We start from the raw sequence: 20,641 nt of genomic DNA, 5'->3' as shown, positions 1-20,641 counted from the left end.
GTCAGGGCACCGGGACCGCGTCGAACACGGACGTGATGATGGACTCGGTCGACACGTCGTCCGCGATCGCGTCGAACGACCGCACGATGCGGTGGCGCAGCACCGCGTTGCGCATCGCGTGCACGTCCTCCGGGACGACGTGCCCGCGCCCGGCCCGCAGCGCGACCGCCTGGGCGACGCGCATGAGCGAGATGGACCCGCGGGGGCTCGCGCCCATCCGGACCAGCCGGTCCAGCCCGGGCACCGGGACGGGTCCGCGGCCGCGCGTGGTGGCGACCAGGTCGACCACGTACCGGCGGATCGAGCGGTCCACGTACACCTGGTCGACCGTGCGCTGGAGCCACGCGATCTCGTCGAGGCCCAGGCGGTCGCTGCGCAGCGCGCGCGTCATGCGCCCGTCGGAGATGCGCTCGAGGATCTCGACCTCCTCCTGGGCGTCCGGGTAGTCGAGGACCTCCTTGAGCAGGAACCGGTCCATCTGGGCCTCGGGCAGCACGTGCGTGCCCTCCTCCTCGATGGGGTTCTGCGTCGCGAGCACCATGAAGGGTGACGGCACCTTGTGGATCTCGCCGGCGATCGTGGTCTGGCGCTCCTGCATCGCCTCGAGCATCGCCGACTGCGTCTTGGCGGAGGACCGGTTGATCTCGTCGAGCAGCACGACGTTGGCGTGCACGGGCCCGAGCTGCGTCGTGAACGTCGACGTCCCGTAGTTGAAGACCTGCGTGCCGACGATGTCCGACGGCATGAGGTCCGGCGTGCACTGGATGCGGTGGAACGAGCCCGACACCGCGTGCGCGAGCGTCTGCGCGGCCGTCGTCTTCGCCAGCCCGGGCACCGACTCCAGCAGGACGTGCCCGCCGCACATCAGCGCGACCACGAGCGACGCCCGCAGCTGGGCCTGCCCGACGACGCGCTGCTCGAACACCGCGTCGATGCGGTCGCACAGGGCACCGACCCTGGTGCGGTCGGACGGGGACACGGTGTCGCGGCTCACGGCGGGCACGCTACCTGCGACGTCGCGCGCTCCTGCCTCGTCCACCGGGTGATGTCCCGCGACCCGCACCCACGTCGTGCCCTGCCCACCCTCTCGCGCTCCTGGGGGTGGGTGAGGATGGGGGGATGGCGGACGTGCGGGTGCTGCGGGCGGGGTCCGGGCCGGTCGACGTCGCGGGGGTGCTGCTGGCGCCCGGGGCGGGGGCGACGCGGGACAACCGCACGCTCGTCGCGCTCGACACCGCGCTGACGGCCGCAGGGATCCCGGTGCGGCGCATCGACCTGCCGCGCGGTGCGAAGGCCGCACCGGCGCGCGTCCGCGAGGAGGCCGACGCCTTCGCCGCCGAGCTGGGCGTGGCGACCGAGCGGCTGGTGGTCGGCGGACGGTCGTTCGGCGGGCGCATGAGCTCGATGGCCGTGGCCGACGGGCTCGCGGTCGCCGGTCTGCTGCTGCTGTCCTACCCCCTGCACCCGCCCGGCAGGCCGGAGACGCTGCGCATCGAGCACCTGCCGCGCATCGACGTGCCCGTGCTCGCCGTCAGCGGCGCGGCCGACCCGTTCGGCACCCCCGACGAGCTGACCGCGCACCTCGCCGCGGTGACCGGGCCGGTGACGCTCGTCCTCGTCGCAGGCGCCCACGCCCCGACCGACCCGCCGGTCGTCGACGCGGTCCGCGACTGGCTCGCCTGACCGCGCCCGCAGGCCCTCAGCCCAGCAGCCCGGCGGCGCGGAACATCCGGTCGTAGATCTCGCGCACGACCGGCTCCTTGACCTGGTTGTAGAGCATCCCGAACCCGACCGCGCCGTTGTCGTGACCCGTGGCCGTCGTCCGCGCGGCGGCGCTGCGCTTCGCCTCGGCGTACCTCTCGCGGTCCTCCTGGTGGGCCCGCAGCCAGTCGCGGAACATCCGGTGGCGGACCACCTCGGGGCAGTCCGGCCCGAAGACGTGCAGGTGCACCCGGGGCTCGTCCAGGTGCTTGAGCAGGCGGTGCTCGTGCCAGGCGGGCTCGGTGAACCAGTGCACGTAGCCCAGGGCCTCGAGGTCGGGGACGTAGGCCGCCTCGTCGGTGGGGTCGGCCACGGTGAGGTCGATGTCGACGACGGGCTTGGCCGGCAGTCCCGGCACGGACGTGGAGCCGACGTGCTGGAGGTGCAGGAGGCGCTCACCGAGGGCGGCCGCGATCTCCGCCGCCTGCTCGTCGTAGCGCTGCGTCCATGCGGGGTCCGCCTCCTCGATCCGCAGCGTCCAGGCCGTCGGGCGGGCGTCGACCCAGATCACCTCGGTCGCGTCGTGGTGACGGGTGATCTCGTCGGGCGTCGGCACGGGACGTTCCTACCACGGTGGTCCCAGCCAGGACCCGTCGTCCGGTTCAGCGGGACGCGACCAGGTCCGCGACCAGCGCGGGCAGCACCTCGTCGATCGGGTCGCGCACGACCTCGTCCGCGAGGTGGTCGTACGCGGTGGGCTCGGCGTTGACGATGACGAGCCGCGCGCCCGCGTCCACGGCGAGCGGCACGAGCCCGGCGACGGGATGCACGGTCATCGTGGTGCCGACGGCGACGAAGGTGTGCGCGTCGGTCGCCGCGGCGACGGCCCGCTCCAGGGCACCGTCAGGCAGCCGCTCGCCGAAGTACACGACGTCCGGCTTGAGGATCCCGCCGCACACCAGGCAGCGCGGGTCGGGCTCGGTGGCCAGCCGCGCGAGGACGTCCCGCGTCGGCACCGTCGTCCCGCAGCGCAGGCACGACGTCGTCGCCAGCGAGCCGTGCAGCTCCACGACCCTTTCCGGTGAGCTGCCCGCCGCCTGGTGCAGCCCGTCGAAGTTCTGCGTCAGCACCGCGATGAGCAGGCCCGCCCGCTCCAGGTCGACCAGGGAGCGGTGCGCCGCCGTGGGCCGGGCGTCCCACACGGCGTGCTGCGCCCACGCGCGCCAGCCGCGCTCACGGACCCGGGCGTCGCGCGCGTACGCGTCGATGTCGAGCAGGTCGGCCGCCGCGGGGTCGCGCGTCCACACGCCCTGCGGGCCGCGGAAGTCGGGGATGCCCGACGCGGTCGAGATGCCGGCGCCCGTCAGCACCGTGACGGTGGGCGGGTGGGCGTCGTGGGGCACGGTGCGGTCCTCGCGTCGGGTGCGGCCCGGCCGGCGGGCTCCGGCGAGCGTACGACGCGGGCGGTCCGGGAGCCTCCGGACCGCCCGCGCGTTCAGCCGGTCGACGACCCGTCAGAGGGTGAACCCGCGGAACAGCACCGACGCGAGCAGCAGGCCCACGACGAGGTTGAACACCGTCGCGGCCCCGAACAGCAGCACCGGACGCCACCCCGCGGTCCGCAGCGAGCGGGCCGGCACGTGCGCCACGAGGGTGACCACATCCCGGACGAGCGTGGTCAGGAATTGAGGTCGTGCGTCGTCGGGCAGTGACGCGCGCGACGTCCGACGGCCACCCCGTGCGCACGGGCTCGTCGTAGCGTGGGTGCATGGACCAGATCGCCGCGCCCAGCCCGGCCCCCGGACTCCCCCGCCCGGGACGTGGGCGGGTCGTCATGCAGGTGCGCTGGTCGGACGTCGACCTGTTCGGGCACGTCAACAACGCCGCGTTCCTGCGGTACCTCGACGACGCGCGGTTCACGCTGTTCCCGCGCATGGGTGTCGACGAGGTGGGCGCGATGACGGCGTCGCTGCTGGTCGTCGTCAAGCACGAGATCGACTACCTCGCCCCGATCCGGTTCCGCCCCGCGCCCGTCGTCGTGGAGGTGTGGGTGCCGCGGCTGGGTCGCTCGTCGGTGGACTTCGCGTACGAGATCATCGACGGCGAGGACCCCGACGGCGTGGTCGCGCTGCGTGCGCGCTCGCGGATGGTGCAGCTGGACGGCGCGAGCTACACGGCCCGGCCGTTCACGGACGAGGAGCGCGCGACGTTCGCGGCGTTCCCGGGCGGGTCGCCGGACCTGCACGCCTGGTAGCCGCGCCGCGACCCTCAGGCGACGGGGAGCGCCGGCGCGGACGTCTGCCGGATCGCGAACCCGCCGAGCAGGCCGGGCACGGGCTTGGGCGGCGGGGGTGCGTACTCCGAGCGCGCCGACGTGCGCAGGCCGGCGCGGACGAGCGCGGCCGCGAACGTCGTCGCGGCCGCCACGCCGTCGACGACGGGGACACCGATCGCGTCCGAGATCCGCCCGGTGAACGCGGCCATCCCGGCGCAGCCGAGCACGACGGCGTCCACGTCGTCGGCCTCGACCGCCGCGCGGCACGCGGCCGTGACGTGCTCGAGCGCCCCTGACGTCGGGTCCTCGAGCGCCAGCACCGGGATCTCGCACGCGTGCACCGCGGCGCACGCACGGGCGAACCCGTACCGGTCGAGCAGCTCGTGGGCGCGCCCGGCGGTCCGGCCGAGCGACGTCACGACGCTGAACCGCCGCGCGACCATCGTGGCCGCGTGGAACGCCGCCTCGGCGATGCCCAGCACCGGCCCGTGCGCGAGCTCGCGAGCCGCGTCGAGCCCCGGGTCGCCGAAGCACGCGACGACGTACGCGTCGACCCCCGCGGCCTCGCCGAGGCGGACCTGCTCGAGGACGCCGACCGCGGCCAGCGCCTCCTCGTAGTGGCTCTCGATCGAGGCGGGCCCGGTCGTGGGCTGCACGGCGTCGACATGCACGCCGGGCCCGGCCACCACCCGGGCGGACCGACCGATGAGGTCGGTCATCGCCCGGGTGGTGTTCGGGTTGACGACCCGGATGCGGATGTCGTCGTGCACGACGCGCCTCAGGAGCCCGTGGGCTCGGCGTGGTGGCTGACGACCACGGGCTCGTTCCTCGTGCCGTCCGACACGTGCGGGTCGGACGCGTCGAGCGTCGGGATCTGCGGGTTGCGACGCTCGAGGAAGACGAACATCGCGAACCCGAGGCCGCAGCCGATGAACCACGAGTACGACGCGATCCACGTGACGTCGAACAGGTCGAGCGACGCCGCGAGCTTGGGCAGGACCGCGGTGGCGACCGCGACCAGGCCCGACCCGATGACGGTCGCCACCGCGTTGCGGTTGTACCCGCGGGTGTACCAGTACCGGCCGGTGGGGGCCATGGTGAACATGTCGTCGACGTGCACGCGCTGCCTGCCGATGACGTAGTACCCGGCGATGAGGATGCCGAACAGCGGGCCGATGAGTGCACCCAGCACGCCGAGCGTGTAGTGGATCGCCTCGTCGTTGTTGTACCAGTTCCACGGGGTGAGGAGCACGGAGCCGACGGCCGCGATCATGCCGCCCGTGCGCCACGAGATGCGCTGCGGGGAGACGTTGGAGAAGTCGAACGCGGGGGAGATGAAGTTGGCGACGATGTTGATGCCGACGGTCGCGGTGACGAACGTCAGGCCGCCGAGCAGGATCGCGAAGGGCGTGTCGATCGCCTTGACGGTCTTGATGGGGTCCGTCATGAGCTCGCCGAACACCGGGACGGTCGCCGAGGCGCACACCACGGTGAGCAGCGAGAAGAACAGGAAGTTGATCGGCAGGCCGAGCAGGTTCCCCTTCTTCACGGCCGCGAACGACCGCCCGTAGCGGGAGAAGTCGCCGAAGTTGAGCATCGGGCCGGCGAAGTACGACACGACGAGCGCGATGGCCGAGAACATGACGGGGATCGACGCCGCGAAGGTCATCGGCGGACCGGTGGACAGGTTGAGCGAGATGTTCTGCCACCCGGCCTCGGACACCAGGTACACGGCCAGCGCGATCATCACCACGTAGACCGCGGGGCCCGCCCAGTCGATGAACCGGCGGATCGTCTCCATGCCGTTCCAGAACAGCGCCGCCTGCGCGACCCACAGGATGGCGTAGCTGATCCAGCCGAGCGCGTTGAGCCCGAGGAACGACGGGTCGAGCAGGCCCTCCGCGCCGGGGACGAACTTGAGGAAGATGATGTTGAGCGCCTCGGCCGCGAGGAACGTCTGGACGCCGTACCAGGCCACGGCGATGAGGCCGCGGATGATCGCGGGGATGTTGGCGCCCAGCACCCCGAACACCGCGCGGTTGATGACGGGGTACGGCACGCCCGTCTTCTGGCTGGGCTTGGCGACGAGGTTGCAGAAGACCTGGACGATGACGATGCCGACGACGAGCGCGACCAGCACCTGCCAGGAGGCGATGCCGAGCGCGAACAGCGACCCCGCGGTGACGTAGCCGCCGACGCTGTGCACGTCGGACATCCAGAACGCGAAGATGTTGTACGACGACCAGGTCTGCTTCGCGAGCGGTGCGAGGTCCTCGTTGGTCAGGCGCGGGTCGTACGTCGCCTTGATCTGGCCGGCGCCGACGGGCAGGCCCGCGGCCTCGGCGAGGTCGTTCGGCTTGCCACCCGTGGTGGCCGGGGCGGCGGTGGTCGCGGCGTCCACGGGGACGACGGAGGGGAGGTCGTGCGGAGCGGTCATGGCGGTCCTCGCACTCGGGACGTCGGGAGGGGTGGCGTGCGACGAGGGCACCGGGGTGCCGTGGGTCGGTGACCCGACCGGGGGTCCACCCTGGCCGCGGGTGGACGGATCACGTACCGTGAGCGCACCTGAAGCCGGGGCTGCAGGAGCTCGACGATGTGTGAATCTATGACTTCACCAGCCCGAGTGGGTTTCGACCGTGTGAACTTCCCGCTTCACATGTGAACGACGACGAGGAGGGCAGCCGTGAGCGCCGCGCCGGACGCCGGGAGCCTGCTGGCGTCCTTCGACGCCGAGCAGCTCGGTGCGCGCCTGCGCGAGCTGCGCGAGAACCGCGGGCTCACGCTGCGCGAGGTCGGCGGCCGTCTCGGGATCTCGGCCAGCGCCGTCTCCCAGATCGAGCGCGGCGTGCTGCGACCGTCGGTCAACCGGCTGTTCGAGCTCGTCACGGCCGTCGACGCCACCCTCGTCGACGTCTTCGGCGGGACGTCCGGCACCCCCGACGTCGAGCTGTCGACGCCCGTGCCCGACGGGTACGTCGTGCGCCGCGCGGTCGAGGTCGAGTCCGTGACGCTCGAGGGCGGTGTCGTGTACCGGCGCCTGTCACCCGGCGTCTCGCACGACGTCGACTTCTTCGAGTCGACCTACCCGCCGCACACCGTCGCGGGGCGTCAGCACGAGCTCGTCACGCACGTCGGGTACGAGATCGGGACCGTCGTGCGCGGTGAGCTGACCGTCGACTTCGCCGACGAGCGCGTCGTCCTGCGCGCCGGCGACACCATCTCCTACGCGTGCACCACGCCCCACCGGCTGAGCAACCGGTCGGACGAGACCACGGTCGCGACGTGGCTCATCGTGCACCCGGGCGCAGGTCGCTGACGCCGCTCGGGCGTCCCGCGCACGCCGAGCAGAAGGCCGCCGAGCGCGGGTGTCGTATCCGGTGTGCTCGAGGCGTCTCTGCCGCGCTCGAGGCGTTCCCGTTGCGTTCGGCGGAGGTCAGCTCGCGTCGAGCCGCGCCGCGACGTCGGCGGGGAAGCCGCCCGTGGCGAGCGGTCCCCAGCGCTCCGGCGTCACGCGGATCAGGCTCTTGCCCTGCAGGCGCATCGCCGCGCGGTACTCGTCCCAGTCGGGGTGCTCGCCGGCGATGCAGCGGTAGTAGTCGACCAGCGCGTCCTCGGCGGCCGGCATGTGCAGCACCTCGGCCTGCCCGTCGACCTGCACCCACGGCCCGTCCCAGTCGTCCGAGAGCACGCACACGCTGACCCGCGGGTCGCGCTCGACGTTGCGCACCTTGGCGCGGTCCGGGTACGTCGAGATGACGATCCGGCCCGCGTCGTCGACACCGCCGCTGACCGGTGACACCTGCGGGCGTCCGTCGGCCCGCGTGGTGACGAGGAGCAGGTGGTGCCGCGGCCGGACGAACTCCAGGAGCTCGGTCAGGCCGACGGGGGTGGTCGTCGCGATGCTGCGTGCCATGCGTCGACCCTATGACGCGGGCGCACGTCGAGTCGCGCGGGCCGGCACGTCAGGACGCCAGGGCGTCGAGGAGGGCCACAGCGGCCACCGGCACCTCGCGCAGGTGCCACCCGACCACCTTCACACGATGCTCGGTCTGCGCACGAGCGCGACGACGACCGCGAGAGACGCAGTGCACGCGCCCGGCCGTCCGGTGCGTGGCGCAGCGGCGAGGCGGTCGGCGGCCGCACCGGGTGAGCCGCGTCGCCGTCGTCGGCCGACCGTCGTCAGCGCACCACCGCGGCGATCACGCTCACCTCGACCAGCGCGCCCGGGACCGCCAGCCCCGCCACGCGAGCGGCGATGACGAGGCCCGGGTCGTCCGACGCGATGAGCGGGGCGATCGCGCCGTAGGCCGCGTTGACGTCGGCGCCGTCCGCGAACAGGACGGTCCACTGGACGACGTCCGCGAACGTCGCACCGGCGGCCGCGAGGGCGGTGCGGACGTTCTCGACCGCCCGGACCGCCTGGGCGGCCACGTCGCCGTCGCCGACGAGCCGACCGTCGGCGTCGACGGCGTCCTGACCGCCGACGTAGATCGTCGTCGCGCCCGGTGGGACGACCGCAACGTGGCTGAAGGCAGGGCTCCGGACGAGCCCGTCGGGACGGATGCGCTCGATGCGTGTCATGTCCGTATCGTCCTCCCGGCCTCTGACATCGGGGGAGGCCCGGACGCGCACGGGGTCGCCCGGGCAGGGCGGACCGACCGGGCCCCTGGCGGGGTCGACGTGTGTGCGGGACAGTGGCCGGCGACGACGGGAGCACGCATGGGCGAGGGGCTCGAGGCGACCGTCTCGCGCATGCTCGAGGCGGTCCCCGCGGGACGTCGCGCCCTCGTCGCGGTCGACGGCATCGGTGCCAGCGGCAAGACGACCCTCACGGCCCGGCTCGCCGCACGGGTGTCAGCGCGCCCGGTCGTCGTGCTCCACGCCGACGACTTCTTCCACCCGTCGGCACGCCGGCACGCGCGGGGCCGGTTCTCGCCGGAGGGCTTCTGGCGCGACGCGTACGACTACGCCTCGCTCGTCGCCCTCGCGCTGGCACCCCTGCACCCCGACGGGGACGGCCGCTACGTCCCGGCGTCCTTCGACCGTGCCGCCGACCGGACCGCCCACGCGCCCGCCGTCCAGGCCGCCGCCGACGCCCTCGTGCTGGTCGACGGCACCTTCCTGCACCGTGACGAGCTGCGCGACCGCTGGGACTGGTCGGTGTACCTGCACGTGCCCTTCGACGTGGCAGCCCGGCGGATGGTCGCGCGCGACGGCGTCGACCCCGACCCGGCGGACGGACCGCTCGCCCGGTACGCGGGAGCGCAACGGCTCTACCTCACCGCCGCGGAGCCGTGGCGGCGGGCGCGCCTGGTGCTCGACACGACCGCGGAGCCGCGGATCATCGACCCGGACGCAGCGCGCCCCGCATGCTGGAGCCGCTGAGGCGTGGGAAGTGGTCACAGATGGGCCCACTTCCTCGACGGCAGGTCGTCGGCGTGACCACTTCTCGACGAACGGTGCGAGGCGGGCTGGATTGCTCTCTCGCGGGAAGGGAGGTGGCCCTACGCCTCGCCCGGCAGCGCCTTGCGCACGACGAGCCGCGTCCACGACCCCAGGTACAACCGGTCGCCGTCCTGCAGCTCGTGCCGCTGGCCCGTGGGGATCGGGTCGTCCGGCAGCGGCTCGCCGACGCGCGCGACGAACGTGCCGTTGGACGACTGCAGGTCCTCGACCCACCAGCGGTGACCGTCGGTGTTGAGCTGGCAGTGCCGCCGCGAGACGCCGCTGTCGGCCCCCGCGTCGACCTGCGGCCGGATGTTGCGCGACGCGGACGGCCGCCCGACGAGCACGCTGCGCTCCCGCAGCGGGATCAGCACCGGCAGCCCCACCGACGGCATCGGGTCCTCCGCCTGCTGGGCGGCGTACCAGTCCGGGTCCACCCACAGCTCCGCGACCCAGGCGTCGCCACCGGGCGGCGGCGGACCGAGCGGTGCGGCGGGGTCCGGCGCCGGTGCGGACGTCGACCCGTCGCCGCCGGGCGGCGTCGCGACGGCCGGGGGCGGCTCGAGCGGGTCCGGCACAGCACCGGGGGCGGTGTGCGGCGGGGCGGCCATGCCCACGGTCGGCACCGCACCCGTCGCCGCTCCGAGGTCCAGCGAGGACGCGGCCGCGACCGGCGTCGCACCGGTCGTGAAGTCGTACCCGCAGTTCTCGCAGAACAGCGCGCCCTGCGCGGCGGGCGACCCGCAGTGCGGGCACGTGCTCAGCGTCGGGGCGGGCGTCGCCGGGGCGGCAGCGCCCGTCGACGAGCCGATGGGCGCGCCGCACACGTCGCAGTAGTCGGTCGACTCGCTGGTGTGCCCCGCGGGGCAGGTGACGCTCATCGCCGCACCCGCGAGGTCTTCGTCGACGCGGTGTCCAGGGCCATCTCGTCCAGGCGGGACGCTCCGCGCTTGAGCCGCACCGTGCCGTGCTCCTCGTCGTCGATCTCCACGACGCGCCGCAGCTTCGACGTCGCCTCGTCGTTGCCCGTCTCGGCGGCGAGCTGGACCGCGCGGCCCAGCTTGACGGTCGCCGTCGCCTCGTCGCCGGCGGCCTTGGCCGCAAGCCCCTCCTGGATGACGGACGCGAGCTCCGCCTGCCCCGTGTAGTGCGCCACCTCGGGGCTGATGCGCGCGGTCAGCGACGCGTCGTCGGACCACGCGGCCTTGACCAGGCCCGACGCGACGACCTCACCCGCGACGGCGACCTGCACGCGCGCCGCGAGCTGCTCGGCGCCCACGTTCTTCGACGGCACCCGCACCGCCACGTGGTAGTCCCGCGACTCGTCGGCCCAGGCCCCGGTCGGGTACGCGCCGATCAGGGGCGTCACCACGGTGCGCCGCGCCGTGAGGTCCTCGACCGTCGGGGCGACCTGCCGGACGAACAGCACCTGCCCGCCCTGCGGCGTCCACACCCGCAGCTGCGCGTCGGCCACGCCGCGGGACATCGACGTCGCGAGCAGCGACTGGAAGTCGCGCGCGATGTCCGCGGGGTTCGCGATGAGCTCGACCGTGCCGAGCAGCGCCGTCGCGATCTCGCGCAGCTCGTCGACCTGCCAGCGTTCCCCGACGCCACGCGCGTCGCACTGGAACCGGCCGGTGACGGCGCGGATCGTGGACGTGAGCTGCTCGCGCGGCTCGGACTCGTTCTTGCCGTCGGTCAGCAGGATGGCGTGCCGCTGCGTCGCGGCGGGCTGGGTCGCGAAGATCTGGTCGGCCAGCCGCAGCCAGGTGCTCATGGCGGTGCCGCCCTGCGCGGGCAGCCGGGACACCGCCCGCTTGGCCTCCTCGCGCGCGGCGGGCTCCATCTGCACGATCGCGAGCGGCGCGTTCGGGTAGGGGAACACCCGCTGCGCGACGTGGCTGCCGCTGACGATGGCGAACCACGTGCCGTCGGGGATGTGGTCGACCGCCACCTGCGCGGCGTGCTTGGCGGCCGCGAGCATCGGGCCCGTCATGGACCCCGACGTGTCGATCATGATGATCTCGGCGACGCCGCCGCCCGCCGTCCCCGCACCGCCGACGCCCTCGGCGCTGACCGTCACGATCGCGTGGACGTCGGTCCCGCCGTCGGGCAGGAACTCGTTCTGGAAGACCTCGGCACGGAACGTGGCCACGCTTGCTCCTCGGCGGTGCGGCTGTGGGGCGTCGGACGGGTGGTGCGGCTTGCGGGTGCGACGGTCAGGGCGCCGGTGGGTCGGGCTCTTCCGGGAGGCTACCGGGCGGGCGGCGTCGGACCGTGGGGGTCGTGCCCGGGTCGTCCGTGTGCGTGTCGGCGAGCGGTGCGGCGGGGCCGGTGACCGGTGCGGTGACGCGCGCCAGGGCGACGGTCACGTTGTCGTGCCCGCCCGCGGCCTTGGCCCACGCGACGAGGTCGCGCGACAGGGCCGCGGGGTCGGGGCCGAGACGTCCGGTCGCGTCGCGCAGCAGGTCCGCGACGACCTCGGGGGCCGACGCGTAGTTCCACAGCCCGTCCGAGCACGCGAGGACCCAGCCGGGCCCGGTGGGCCGCGTCGCGACCGTGCGGGCGGTGGTCTCCACGGCGTCGGCACCCAGCCAGCGCGTGATCGCGTGCGCGTCGGGGGAGCGCTCGGCCGACGCGCGCGACATGCCGCCGGCCATGAGCTCGGCCGCGACCGAGTCGTCCTCCGTGAGCTGCTCGGGCGTCCCCGCGTCGGGCAGCCAGTAGACGCGCGAGTCGCCCAGCCAGCCGGCGACCAGCAGCACGGGGCTGACGACCGCGGCGACGAACGTGCACGACGGCGGGTCCTGCCGCGCGACCGCGTCGTCGACCGCGTCGCGCGCGGCGTCGTCGGCACGGTGCCCGGACTCGACGAGCAGGCGCGACCAGCCGCCGGCGTCACCCGGCCCGACGGCCGCGGCGCCGGCCACGAGCACGTCACGCGCGGCCGTGGCGGCGGCCTGGCTGGCGACGTCCGAGTCCGGCGCCGAGGACACGCCGTCGCACACGACGAGCACGGTGACGTCGCCCGCGACGCCGAGCGCCATCGCGTCCTCGTTGCGACGTCGACGCATGCCGACGTCGGTGACGCCCGCGACGTGCGGGGCCGGCTGCTCCTCGGCGTGGTCGCGCGCGACGGGCGCGCGGGCGCCGCACTGCGTGCAGTAGCCGTCGGCGGCGACCTCGCCGCCGCACGCGGGGCACGCACCGACGGACGGCTCGGCGTCGCCGGCGGGGCGGTCGACCGGTGCAGGCTCGACCACCTCAGGCTCGACCACCTCAGGCTCGACCATCTCAGGCTCGACTGCCTCGGGCTCGGACGCCGCGGGCTCGAACGGCTCCGACGTCGCGACGTCGGCACCCGCAGCCCTCACGCCCAGCGCGGCCCCGCACGACTCGCAGAACCGCGCGCCGGCGCCGGCGGTCTCGCCGCAGGCCGGGCAGACCGTGTCCGTCGCGCTCACCACGCCGTCCACCGCCGCACCTCGTTGGCGCGGTCGACGAGCGCGACCCGCGTCGCGCGGTCCTCGGTGAGTGCGGCCTGCTCGCGGTAGGCCGTCTCGAGCGCGTCGGTGAGGCCCACCCGTGTGGCGGGGATGCCGTCGAGCCGCACGCCCGGCGCGGCGGGGCCCTGCTCCACGGCCTCGAGCGCGCTGCTCAGGACGTCGACCCGCAGCCCCGCCCGGTCGGCGGGCGCGAGCGAGACGCCCCGCACCGAGTCCAGCGCCCCGGCCAGCGACGTCAGGTCGTGACGGGACCGGGCGAGCACCCGGGCGCGCATGAGCCGCGCCTCGGGGTAGGAGCTGCGCGTGGGCGTCACCAGGTCGAGCGCCGCCAGGGCGCCGTCCACGTGGAGCGACGCCATGCGCAGGCGCGCGAGGCCGAACGCCGCGGGCGCCGTGTAGTTGGCGTCGGCGTACGCGCACGTCGCGTAGAGCTGCTCGGCGATGCCGGGCTCGTCGGACAGCTCGCACGCCACGGCGAGCGCCAGCTTGGGGGCCAGCTCCCCGGGGACCTGCCCGTAGACCGCGTTGAACGACGCACGCGCCGCGACCGCGTCGCCCGCCGCGAGCTGCGCGAGCCCCTGCGTCCACACCGCGCGCCACTCCCACGGGTCGTCGGCCAGGATCGACTCGACCGCGGTCGTCACGGCCTCCGGACGCCCCGCCTCGATCGCGGTGGTCGCGCGCAGCAGGCGGACCTCGACGGTGTCGTCCGGGGCGTCCGCCAGCGCGCGCAGCCGCTGCTCGGGGTCGGTCACGTTGATGCCCGACAGCCACCCGGCGGCGGCGTCGTCGGGGTCGACCTTGAGCGCGGGCAGCTCGTCCCACGCGAGGGGACGCTCCACCTGGTCGGTGACCGGCGGCTCGAAGAGGACGGACGCCGCGCTCGTGAGCGGCGGGTCGCCCGCGCCACGGTCGGCCGCGACGACCTCGCGCAGCACGCCCAGCACCTGGGCGCGCATCTCGTCGACCGAGCCGAACCGGTCCGACGGGTCGGGTGCGCACGCCTTGGCCAGCAGCCGGTAGAACGAGTCGTACCGCGCGAACACCGGCGTCTGGTCGACCGGCGGCAGCGCTGCGACGTACGTCGTGGTGTTGCCGCGGAAGTCCAGGACGAGCGTGGCCAGCGTGCGGCCGATCGTGTAGACGTCCGACGCGACCGACGGGCCGTCCGCGGGCACCTCGGGCGCCTGGTAGCCGACCGTGCCGTAGATCGCCGACTGGTCGTCGTCGATACGGCGCACGCCGCCCATGTCGATGAGCTTGAGCGCGTCGCCCGCCTGGATGACGTTGTCGGGCTTGAAGTCGCAGTACAGCAGGCCGACGTCGTGCAGGTACGCGAACGCCGGCAGGACCTCGAGGACGAACGCCAGCGCCTGGTCGACGGGCAGCGGGTCGACGTGCCCGGCGGCATCGCGTCGGTCGGTCAGCAGCTCCTTGAGGGAGCACCCGCCGACGAACTCCATGACGGTGTACCCGTCGCCCTCGTGCTGCACGAAGTTGTAGATCTCGACGATCAGCGGGTGCTCGACGCGCGCGAGGAACTGCCGCTCGGAGATCGCCGCGGCGACCGCGTCGGGGTCGCCGCTGTTCAGCAGCCCCTTGAGCACCACCCAGCGGCCGGACACGTTGCGGTCGCGCGCGAGGTAGATCCAGCCCATGCCGCCGTGCGCGAGGCAGCCGGCGACCTCGTACTGCCCGCCGACCAGCGCGCCGGGCGTCAGGCGCGGGTCGAAGTCGAACCGCGCGCCGCACGAGGGGCAGAAGCCCTGCGTGCGGGCCGGGACGCCGTCACGCCCGCGGCCGACCGGCTCGCCGCAGGCCGCGCAGAACCGCTTGCGCTCGGGGACCTGCGGGTCCGTCATGACGGCCTGCAGCGGGTCGTCCACGGGAGCCGGCGGGACCGTCGTCAGGCCGGCGCCCAGGCGTGCGCGGCGCAGCCGGGTGGACGACGTGCCGAGCCGCCGCGTCGCACGGGACCCGCTCGCCGCGGTGCGCGCCGAGCCGAGCGCGGCGGTCGGCAGGCGCGTCGAGCTGGTGCGTCCCGTCCGGGTCGAGCCGACCGCGTCGGGGTCGCCGCCGGCCGCCGCCGGGGCCGGCACGCCCGGCGCGATGCCCGTGCCGAGCATGGCCGACGGCGTGCGCGCGGAGGCCGGGGCCGCCGTGCGTCCCGTCGCGGCGCGCGCGGCGGGCGGCGTCGTGGTGCCCGTCGACGTGGACGTCGCACCCGCGGGCGCGGGCGAGCCGCACAGGTCGCACCAGCCGTCCTCGTAGGTACCGGTGCAGCCGGGCTCGCGGCAGGCGGTCGCGGTGGTCATCGGGCTCCTCCAGGTCCGCCCGGCAGCGGCCGGGCGAGGTGCTCGTACTGCTCGACGAGGGCGCGGGCGAGGCCCACGTCGCAAGGGGTGGTGTCGACGGCCGTGCGTGCCTCGTCGTGACCGGCGCGCACCGTGGGCGACGCGGCGCGGCCGTTGGCGGCGGCGGCGGACGCGGCGCGTCCGAGCCGGTAGCGCAGCTCGGCGCGCTCGCGCAGCGGGTTGCTGTAGGCGTCCTGGGCGGCGTCGAGCGCCCGGCGGACCGCGTCGAGCCGCACGACGAACGCGTCGAGCGCGTCGCGGTCCTCGGGGACGGCGCCCAGCCGCGACACGTTCGGGACCGCGAACCGCGGCGGGTGCGCGATCTCGCGGCGGCAGCGGTCGGCGAGCTCCTGCAGCGCGGGCTCGCGCGCCTCGAGCGCGGCGGCCGTCGCGTGCGCGTCGGCGCGGGCGCGGGCCAGGGACCGGCGCTGCGAGACGGCGACCATGAGGTCGCGCTCGGTCTGCGCGGTCCGCGTCTCCAGCTCGCTCAGCGGGCCCGACACGTCGCCGCCGCGCGCGGCCTGCGTGGACAGGCGCTGCTCGCGCTCGCGCAGCGCCGTGACGCGCGCGCGGGCGGCCGTGTCGGAGCCCGCGAGGTCCTCGGCGCGCACGAGCGCCGCGCGGACGCCCCGCAGCCGGGCGACGACGTCGGCCGTGTCCGGGTCGAACGCCAGGCGCGTGCGCAGCGCGGAGACCATCGCGTCGCACAGCGTCAGGGCCTCCGGCAGGGAGACCGGTGAGGCACCGGCCCGGGTGTCGACGCGACCCCACACGAGCTGCGACATGCGCTCACGCTCGACCTCGGTGACGCGCCCGTTGTCCCAGACCGCCAGCAGCTCGTCGGCGCGACCGCGGGCGGACTGCCACACGGTGAGGGCCAGCACGACGTCGGGCGTGTAGCGCTCGGCCTCCGCGGTGGCCTGCGCGGCCGTGTCGAGCGCGTCGAGCTGCCGGCGCCGGTCGTCGAGCCACGTCAGCAGGCCGTCGAGGTACGTCATGAGGTCGCGCGCGGGGATCGCCTCGCCCAGGCGCCCGGGGGCGACGGGCGCGACGACGTCGGCGGACGGGGCGGCCATGGCGGTCGTCGTCACGACCGTCCGTACACGGACGTCGGCGGCGCGGGCGCCGGGCCCAGGGCCTCGCCGAGCCAGCGGTCGTAGACCTGCGTCCACGTCCCGTCGGCCTTCATGCCGTCGAGGACCGCGTTGACGAAGCGCACGAGGTCGACCTGGTCGGCCGCGACGCCCACGCCGTACGGCTCGGCGCTGAACGCCTCGCCCACGACGCGCGCGTACGGGTCCTGCGCGACGAACCCGGCGAGCACGGTGTCGTCGCCCGTGATGGCGTCGACGCGGCCCTGCTGGAACAGCGCGAGGCACGCGGAGTGCGTGAGCGCGCCCACGGCCTCGACGTCGTACTGCTCGAGCCGCTCGAGGGTCGTCGTGCCGTCGGGCGCGCACACGCGCTGCCCGGACAGGTCGTCGATGCCCTGCGCGTCGGACTCGGTGCTGACCAGGACCTTCTGGCCGGCGGTGAAGTACTCGGCGGAGAACGCGATGTCCTGCCAGCGCTCGCAGTTGATCGTGAACGCGCGCACGACGAGGTCCACCTCGTGCTCCTGGAGCACCGGCAGGCGGTCGCCCGCCGTGATCACCCGGAAGCGGATCGCGTCCGGGTTGCCCAGGATCGCCTGCGCGACCTGCCGGGCGACGTCGATGTCGAAGCCCTCGATCTGGCCCGTGAAGGGGTTGCGCGCGCCCATGCGCAGCGTGTCGGCGGAGACGCCGACGAGGAGGTGGCCGCGGTCGCGGATCGCGGCCATCGTCGAGCCGGCGGTGACCTCGGTGCCGGTGGTCGGGGCGTACGACGTCGTGGCGTCGGTGCACTCGACCGCGGCGGGTGCCGCGGCGCCGACCGCGGCAGGCGCGGGGGCGACACGTGCTCCGGCGTCGGGGGCCTGCGTGGCGCAGCCGCCCAGCACGACGGCCACCAGGGCCGTCGCCGCCAGCACGGCGCGCACGGGGTGCGTCCTGCGTGTGCTCATCGGTACTCCTCCCGTCGTGCGCGCAGCCCGGTCCAGGCCAGCAGGCCACCGATCACGGCGAAGATCGCCAGCAGCCAGCCCACCCAGGGGCCGCCCGTGTGCAGGCCGTCCGCGACCTCGGCGCTGCCGGAGTCGACCGCGGCCGTCAGGCTCGTGGACAGGTCGTCGAACAGCGCCGGCGACGCGGCCGGGTCGTCGCTCGTGACGAGTGCCACGGCGCCGTCCCAGTCCCCGGCGTCGTCGAGCGCCCGCACGTCCCGGTGCGCGGCGACCCAGGCGTCGAGCCGGTCGACGAGCGACGGGTCGAGCCTGCTGCCGTCACCCGCGAGCGCGTCGCGCGCCTGCTCGGTGCCGGCGACGAAGGACTCCTCGTAGGCGGCCCCCGACCCGCGTCGGATCAGCGTGAACGCCTCCATCGAGCGGGCGTCGTTGACCAGCGCGAACGCCTGCGAGGTGGCGACGGTCGCCGCGTAGGACCCGTCGTGCACGCGGCTCGTGCGGGACGCCGCGCTGCCCAGGGTCGACCCGCCGATGACCGCGACGGCCAGCAGCATGACCGTCGCGGCGACGAGCCCGCCGTTGAAGGTCCGGCGCGTACGCCGCGCGACCCAGACCTGCACGCCCACCAGCGCGACCAGCGCCAGGAGGACGACGACGAGGAGCGTGGGCGTCGCGGTCCGCACCGCGGCCAGCTCGTCGTCGACGCGCTGCTGCTCCGCGGCGACGAGCTCGTCGAGCGCGGGCACGATGTCCTCGCGCAGCACGGTCGACGCCTCCTCGAGGTACGCCGACGCCACGGGGAAGCCCTGCCGGTTGTTGGCGCGGGCCTGCGCGACCAGCCCCGAGTACTCCGTGAGGTCGGCGGACACCTGGGCGAGCCCGTCCGCGCCCTCGGGTCCGCTCCCGGCGAGCTGCGTCAGGGCGAGCGCCCCGGCGTCCAGGGCCGCGTCGTAGCTCGCGCGCAGGTCCGTGGGCTCCAGGCCGCCGACGAGGAACGCGGTGGTCGCGGCCGCGTCGGCCGCGACGAGCTGGTTGCGCGCGTCCTGCAGCCCGACCAGCTGCGCCGCCGAGTCCCGCAACCCGTCGACGGCGGCGCTCTGGCTCGTCGCGGTGAGGAGTCCCAGCAGGCCCGTGAGCGCCGTGACGACGGCCGCGACGGCGCCCCACACGCGCAGACCGCCCGGCGTCGAGCGCCAGCCGCTCGTGGGGCGTGCCGACGGCGCCGCGGGCGCGGGTGCGCCGGACGGGTGCGGCGTAGGCGGCGGACTCGGCGGCGAGGACACGACGGTCGTGGTCACGCGGGCTCCTCGGGGCGGGGGGCGGGGGTGCTGCCGGCGGGGTCGGCGGGGGAGGGCTGGTCGCCCGGGTCGTCGGGTGCCGGCACGTCGCCGTGCGGCTCGTCGGGCACGGGCAGGTCGGTCGCGACGTCCTCGACGTCCGTCGCGAGGTCCGCGGGCAGCAGCGTGCGCAGCTGCTCGACGGTGGGCGCCGGCACGTCCCGCAGCCGCCACGCGTGCCGCAGCACCGCGCGGTCGAGCAGGTTGCGCGCGAGTCGCCCGTTGCCGAAGCCCTCGTGCCGCGGCTGGGCGGCGACGATCTGCTCGACGAGGTCGAGCGCCTCGGTGGACGGCTCGAAGTCGGCCTTGCGGGCGGCGAGCGCGAAGATCTCCCGCAGCTGCGCGTCGGTGTAGTCGTCGAACGCGATGGTCGTGGCGAAGCGGCTCTCGAGCCCCGGGTTGGTGGTGAGGAACCGCGCCATCGGCAGCGGGTACCCCGCGACGATGACGACGAGCTCGTCGCGGTGGTCCTCCATGTCCTTGACCAGCGTGTTCACGGCCTCGGCGCCGTACTGGTCCTCGGCGAGCGAGTACGCCTCGTCGATGAACAGGACGCCGCCGAGCGCCTTCGTGACGACCTCGGTCGTCTTGGTGGCCGTCTGGCCCAGGTACCCGGCGACGAGCTCGGAGCGGTCGACCTCGACCAGGTGCCCGCTGCTCAGCAGGCCGAGCGCGCGGTACAGCCCCGCGACGAGCCGCGCGACCGTCGTCTTGCCCGTCCCGGGGTTGCCGACGAACACGAGGTGCCGCGTCAGCGACGGGCGTGTCAGGCCGGCGTCGGTGCGCAGCCGCTCGACGCGCAGCACCTCGGCCTGCTGCCGGATCTCGCGCTTGACCCGGTCGAGCCCGACGAGCGCGTCGAGCTCGGCGAGCAGCTCCTCGAAGGTCCTCTCGGGCACCTCCGGGGTGGTCGGAGAGTGATCCGGACCCGGTGCGGGCGCACCGGATCGCTCTCTCGCACCCGGGGTGGGGGGCCCGCCCGGGGGGGTGGGGGTGGCGAGGGGGTGGGTGGGGGAGAGGGGGGTGGGGGAGAAAGGAATGGCGGCGGAGAAAGGAATGGCGGCGGCGGCGCGCTGGACGGCGGCGGTGACCGAGGCGGCCGCGACGACCTCGAGGGTGGGGGTGCCCTGGTCGCAGGCCGCCGACACCACGTGCGCGAGGGCGTCGGCGTAGGGCGCGGCGTGGGAGGAGCGCGCCGCGACGAGCGTCGTCAGCAGGTCCGTCGGGGCGTGCCGCCACCGGCGCGCCGACCCCGCGGCCGCGAAGAACTCGGTGAGCGCGGTCCCGTCGCGGCCCGTCACGGCGAGCCACGCCTGCGCCGCGCCCGGGGCCGACTCCGCCACCGCCGCCGCCAGGCGCTCGCCCTCGTCGCGCACCGCGGCGGCGTCCAGCCCGGCCGCGCGCCCCGCGGCGGCGAGCGCGTCCAGCCCGGCGGCGAGGCCGTCCGTCGCGGACCCGGTCACGGTGCTCCCGTCCCGGGCACGTCGAGCGACGACTGCCCGAACTTCTCGGCGAGGAACTGCCCGTGCGCCACCAGCGCCTGCGCGTCGGCCCGGGACACGGCGTCGGAGATCTTCTCCAGCGTCACCGCCAGCAGGTCGAGCTGGTCGCACAGCAGCATGAGGGAGGTCTTGCCGCGGGACACCACGCGGCGGTCGGCGAAGTCGCGCGGCAGGCGCAGGTACCCCTCGACGGCCTCGGGCAGGTAGCTCGTGGCCGTCGCGACCACGGTGTACGCCTGCCGGTCACCGACCCCGAACCGGTCGAGGCGCGGCACCATGTCCTCCACGGTCCCCGTGATGCGGTGGACCCGCGCGGTCACCGCGGCGGGGACGCGCCCCTCGATGCTCGCCTCGACGTCCCGCACGGCGGTGGCGATCTGCTCGGCCGTCGGGACCGGGTCCTCCTCGAGCACGACGACGTGCCGCGGCCGGCGGCCGAGCAGGCGCGCGACGAGGTCACCGAGAGCACTCACCGGC

The 20,641-nt window shown here is 75.0% G+C and carries 21 protein-coding genes; 4 read left to right on the top strand and 17 right to left on the bottom strand.

Annotated elements, in window-relative coordinates; genetic code table 11:
- Position 1 precedes the first annotated feature (1 nt).
- Positions 2–994: an AAA family ATPase gene (locus KKR89_RS15430; RefSeq protein ID WP_372438573.1), complete on the bottom strand. Its 993-nt coding sequence runs from the start codon at positions 992–994 to the stop codon at positions 2–4.
- Between the two features lie 125 nt (positions 995–1,119).
- On the opposite strand from KKR89_RS15430, the gene KKR89_RS15425 reads away from it, so the two are divergent.
- Positions 1,120–1,683, top strand: a complete 564-nt coding sequence (locus KKR89_RS15425; RefSeq protein ID WP_208196219.1) for an alpha/beta hydrolase family protein — start codon at positions 1,120–1,122, stop codon at positions 1,681–1,683.
- A gap of 16 nt (positions 1,684–1,699) precedes the next feature.
- Here KKR89_RS15425 and KKR89_RS15420 read toward each other — a convergent pair whose 3' ends face one another.
- The 3 genes from KKR89_RS15420 to KKR89_RS15410 form a co-directional block, all read right to left on the bottom strand.
- Positions 1,700–2,317, bottom strand: coding sequence for a GrpB family protein (locus KKR89_RS15420; RefSeq protein ID WP_208196218.1), 618 nt, complete (start codon positions 2,315–2,317; stop codon positions 1,700–1,702).
- Between the two features lie 46 nt (positions 2,318–2,363).
- On the bottom strand, positions 2,364–3,104 hold the full coding sequence (locus KKR89_RS15415) for an SIR2 family NAD-dependent protein deacylase (protein WP_208196217.1): 741 nt from the start codon (positions 3,102–3,104) through the stop codon (positions 2,364–2,366).
- 111 nt (positions 3,105–3,215) lie between these two features.
- Positions 3,216–3,362: a hypothetical protein gene (locus KKR89_RS15410; RefSeq protein ID WP_208196216.1), complete on the bottom strand. Its 147-nt coding sequence runs from the start codon at positions 3,360–3,362 to the stop codon at positions 3,216–3,218.
- Positions 3,363–3,469: 107 nt separating this feature from the next.
- Here KKR89_RS15410 and KKR89_RS15405 point away from each other — a divergent pair, with 107 nt between their 5' ends.
- Entirely contained in the window at positions 3,470–3,955 is a 486-nt protein-coding gene (locus KKR89_RS15405; protein WP_208196215.1) for an acyl-CoA thioesterase, read from the top strand.
- 14 nt (positions 3,956–3,969) lie between these two features.
- On the opposite strand, the gene KKR89_RS15400 is transcribed toward KKR89_RS15405, so the two are convergent.
- On the bottom strand, positions 3,970–4,746 hold the full coding sequence (locus KKR89_RS15400; RefSeq protein ID WP_251140917.1) for an aspartate/glutamate racemase family protein: 777 nt from the start codon (positions 4,744–4,746) through the stop codon (positions 3,970–3,972).
- Positions 4,747–4,754: 8 nt separating this feature from the next.
- Positions 4,755–6,413: an NCS1 family nucleobase:cation symporter-1 gene (locus KKR89_RS15395; protein ID WP_208196214.1), complete on the bottom strand. Its 1,659-nt coding sequence runs from the start codon at positions 6,411–6,413 to the stop codon at positions 4,755–4,757.
- A gap of 246 nt (positions 6,414–6,659) precedes the next feature.
- On the opposite strand from KKR89_RS15395, the gene KKR89_RS15390 reads away from it, so the two are divergent.
- Positions 6,660–7,292 carry a helix-turn-helix domain-containing protein gene (locus KKR89_RS15390; protein WP_208196213.1) on the top strand — a complete coding sequence of 211 codons (633 nt, stop codon included), beginning with the start codon at positions 6,660–6,662 and terminating at the stop codon, positions 7,290–7,292.
- 117 nt (positions 7,293–7,409) lie between these two features.
- Here the strand turns inward: KKR89_RS15390 and KKR89_RS15385 are convergent, their stop codons facing one another.
- Complete coding sequence (locus tag KKR89_RS15385) at positions 7,410–7,889, bottom strand: PPOX class F420-dependent oxidoreductase (protein WP_208196212.1); 480 nt, start codon at positions 7,887–7,889, stop codon at positions 7,410–7,412.
- 266 nt (positions 7,890–8,155) lie between these two features.
- Positions 8,156–8,557, bottom strand: a complete 402-nt coding sequence (locus KKR89_RS15380; protein ID WP_208196211.1) for a RidA family protein — start codon at positions 8,555–8,557, stop codon at positions 8,156–8,158.
- Between the two features lie 138 nt (positions 8,558–8,695).
- Here KKR89_RS15380 and KKR89_RS15375 point away from each other — a divergent pair, with 138 nt between their 5' ends.
- Positions 8,696–9,361 carry an AAA family ATPase gene (locus tag KKR89_RS15375; protein ID WP_208196210.1) on the top strand — a complete coding sequence of 222 codons (666 nt, stop codon included), beginning with the start codon at positions 8,696–8,698 and terminating at the stop codon, positions 9,359–9,361.
- 119 nt (positions 9,362–9,480) lie between these two features.
- On the opposite strand, the gene KKR89_RS15370 is transcribed toward KKR89_RS15375, so the two are convergent.
- The 9 genes from KKR89_RS15370 to KKR89_RS15330 form a co-directional block, all read right to left on the bottom strand.
- A complete protein-coding gene (locus tag KKR89_RS15370; RefSeq protein WP_208196209.1) occupies positions 9,481–10,302 on the bottom strand; it encodes an FHA domain-containing protein in 822 nt (273 codons plus the stop codon).
- Positions 10,299–11,576, bottom strand: a complete 1,278-nt coding sequence (locus tag KKR89_RS15365) for a VWA domain-containing protein (RefSeq protein ID WP_208196208.1) — start codon at positions 11,574–11,576, stop codon at positions 10,299–10,301. Before KKR89_RS15365 ends, KKR89_RS15370 begins: the two co-directional genes overlap by 4 nt.
- Positions 11,577–11,640: 64 nt before the next feature.
- Complete coding sequence (locus tag KKR89_RS15360) at positions 11,641–12,885, bottom strand: protein phosphatase 2C domain-containing protein (protein WP_214765504.1); 1,245 nt, start codon at positions 12,883–12,885, stop codon at positions 11,641–11,643.
- A complete protein-coding gene (locus KKR89_RS15355) occupies positions 12,882–15,242 on the bottom strand; it encodes a serine/threonine-protein kinase (RefSeq protein WP_208196206.1) in 2,361 nt (786 codons plus the stop codon). The genes KKR89_RS15360 and KKR89_RS15355 overlap by 4 nt, the downstream gene beginning before the upstream one ends.
- Positions 15,239–16,372, bottom strand: coding sequence for a hypothetical protein (locus KKR89_RS15350; RefSeq protein ID WP_208196205.1), 1,134 nt, complete (start codon positions 16,370–16,372; stop codon positions 15,239–15,241). The genes KKR89_RS15355 and KKR89_RS15350 overlap by 4 nt, the downstream gene beginning before the upstream one ends.
- Positions 16,369–17,325 carry a glutamate ABC transporter substrate-binding protein gene (locus tag KKR89_RS15345; protein ID WP_208196204.1) on the bottom strand — a complete coding sequence of 319 codons (957 nt, stop codon included), beginning with the start codon at positions 17,323–17,325 and terminating at the stop codon, positions 16,369–16,371. The genes KKR89_RS15350 and KKR89_RS15345 overlap by 4 nt, the downstream gene beginning before the upstream one ends.
- Complete coding sequence (locus tag KKR89_RS15340) at positions 17,322–18,623, bottom strand: hypothetical protein (RefSeq protein ID WP_208196203.1); 1,302 nt, start codon at positions 18,621–18,623, stop codon at positions 17,322–17,324. Before KKR89_RS15340 ends, KKR89_RS15345 begins: the two co-directional genes overlap by 4 nt.
- Complete coding sequence (locus KKR89_RS15335) at positions 18,620–20,125, bottom strand: AAA family ATPase (RefSeq protein WP_208196202.1); 1,506 nt, start codon at positions 20,123–20,125, stop codon at positions 18,620–18,622. Before KKR89_RS15335 ends, KKR89_RS15340 begins: the two co-directional genes overlap by 4 nt.
- Positions 20,122–20,637 carry a hypothetical protein gene (locus KKR89_RS15330; protein WP_208196201.1) on the bottom strand — a complete coding sequence of 172 codons (516 nt, stop codon included), beginning with the start codon at positions 20,635–20,637 and terminating at the stop codon, positions 20,122–20,124. Before KKR89_RS15330 ends, KKR89_RS15335 begins: the two co-directional genes overlap by 4 nt.
- Between the last annotated feature and the right edge of the window lie 4 nt (positions 20,638–20,641).

The organism is Cellulomonas dongxiuzhuiae (genome assembly GCF_018623035.1).
Classification (GTDB): Bacteria; Actinomycetota; Actinomycetes; order Actinomycetales; family Cellulomonadaceae; genus Cellulomonas; species Cellulomonas dongxiuzhuiae.
The sequence above is the reverse complement of the archived record's forward strand: the minus strand, read 5'-3'. Positions and strand labels throughout refer to the sequence as shown.

Coding starts and splice junctions, on each gene's coding strand:
- KKR89_RS15425 (WP_208196219.1), top strand. CDS start 1,120: ATGGCGGACGTGCGGGTGCTGCGGGCGGGGTCCGGGCCGGTCGACGTC.
- KKR89_RS15395 (WP_208196214.1), bottom strand. CDS start 6,413: ATGACCGCTCCGCACGACCTCCCCTCCGTCGTCCCCGTGGACGCCGCG.
- KKR89_RS15345 (WP_208196204.1), bottom strand. CDS start 17,325: ATGAGCACACGCAGGACGCACCCCGTGCGCGCCGTGCTGGCGGCGACG.
- KKR89_RS15380 (WP_208196211.1), bottom strand. CDS start 8,557: ATGACACGCATCGAGCGCATCCGTCCCGACGGGCTCGTCCGGAGCCCT.
- KKR89_RS15385 (WP_208196212.1), bottom strand. CDS start 7,889: ATGGCACGCAGCATCGCGACGACCACCCCCGTCGGCCTGACCGAGCTC.
- KKR89_RS15405 (WP_208196215.1), top strand. CDS start 3,470: ATGGACCAGATCGCCGCGCCCAGCCCGGCCCCCGGACTCCCCCGCCCG.
- KKR89_RS15355 (WP_208196206.1), bottom strand. CDS start 15,242: ATGACCACCGCGACCGCCTGCCGCGAGCCCGGCTGCACCGGTACCTAC.
- KKR89_RS15370 (WP_208196209.1), bottom strand. CDS start 10,302: ATGAGCGTCACCTGCCCCGCGGGGCACACCAGCGAGTCGACCGACTAC.
- KKR89_RS15375 (WP_208196210.1), top strand. CDS start 8,696: ATGGGCGAGGGGCTCGAGGCGACCGTCTCGCGCATGCTCGAGGCGGTC.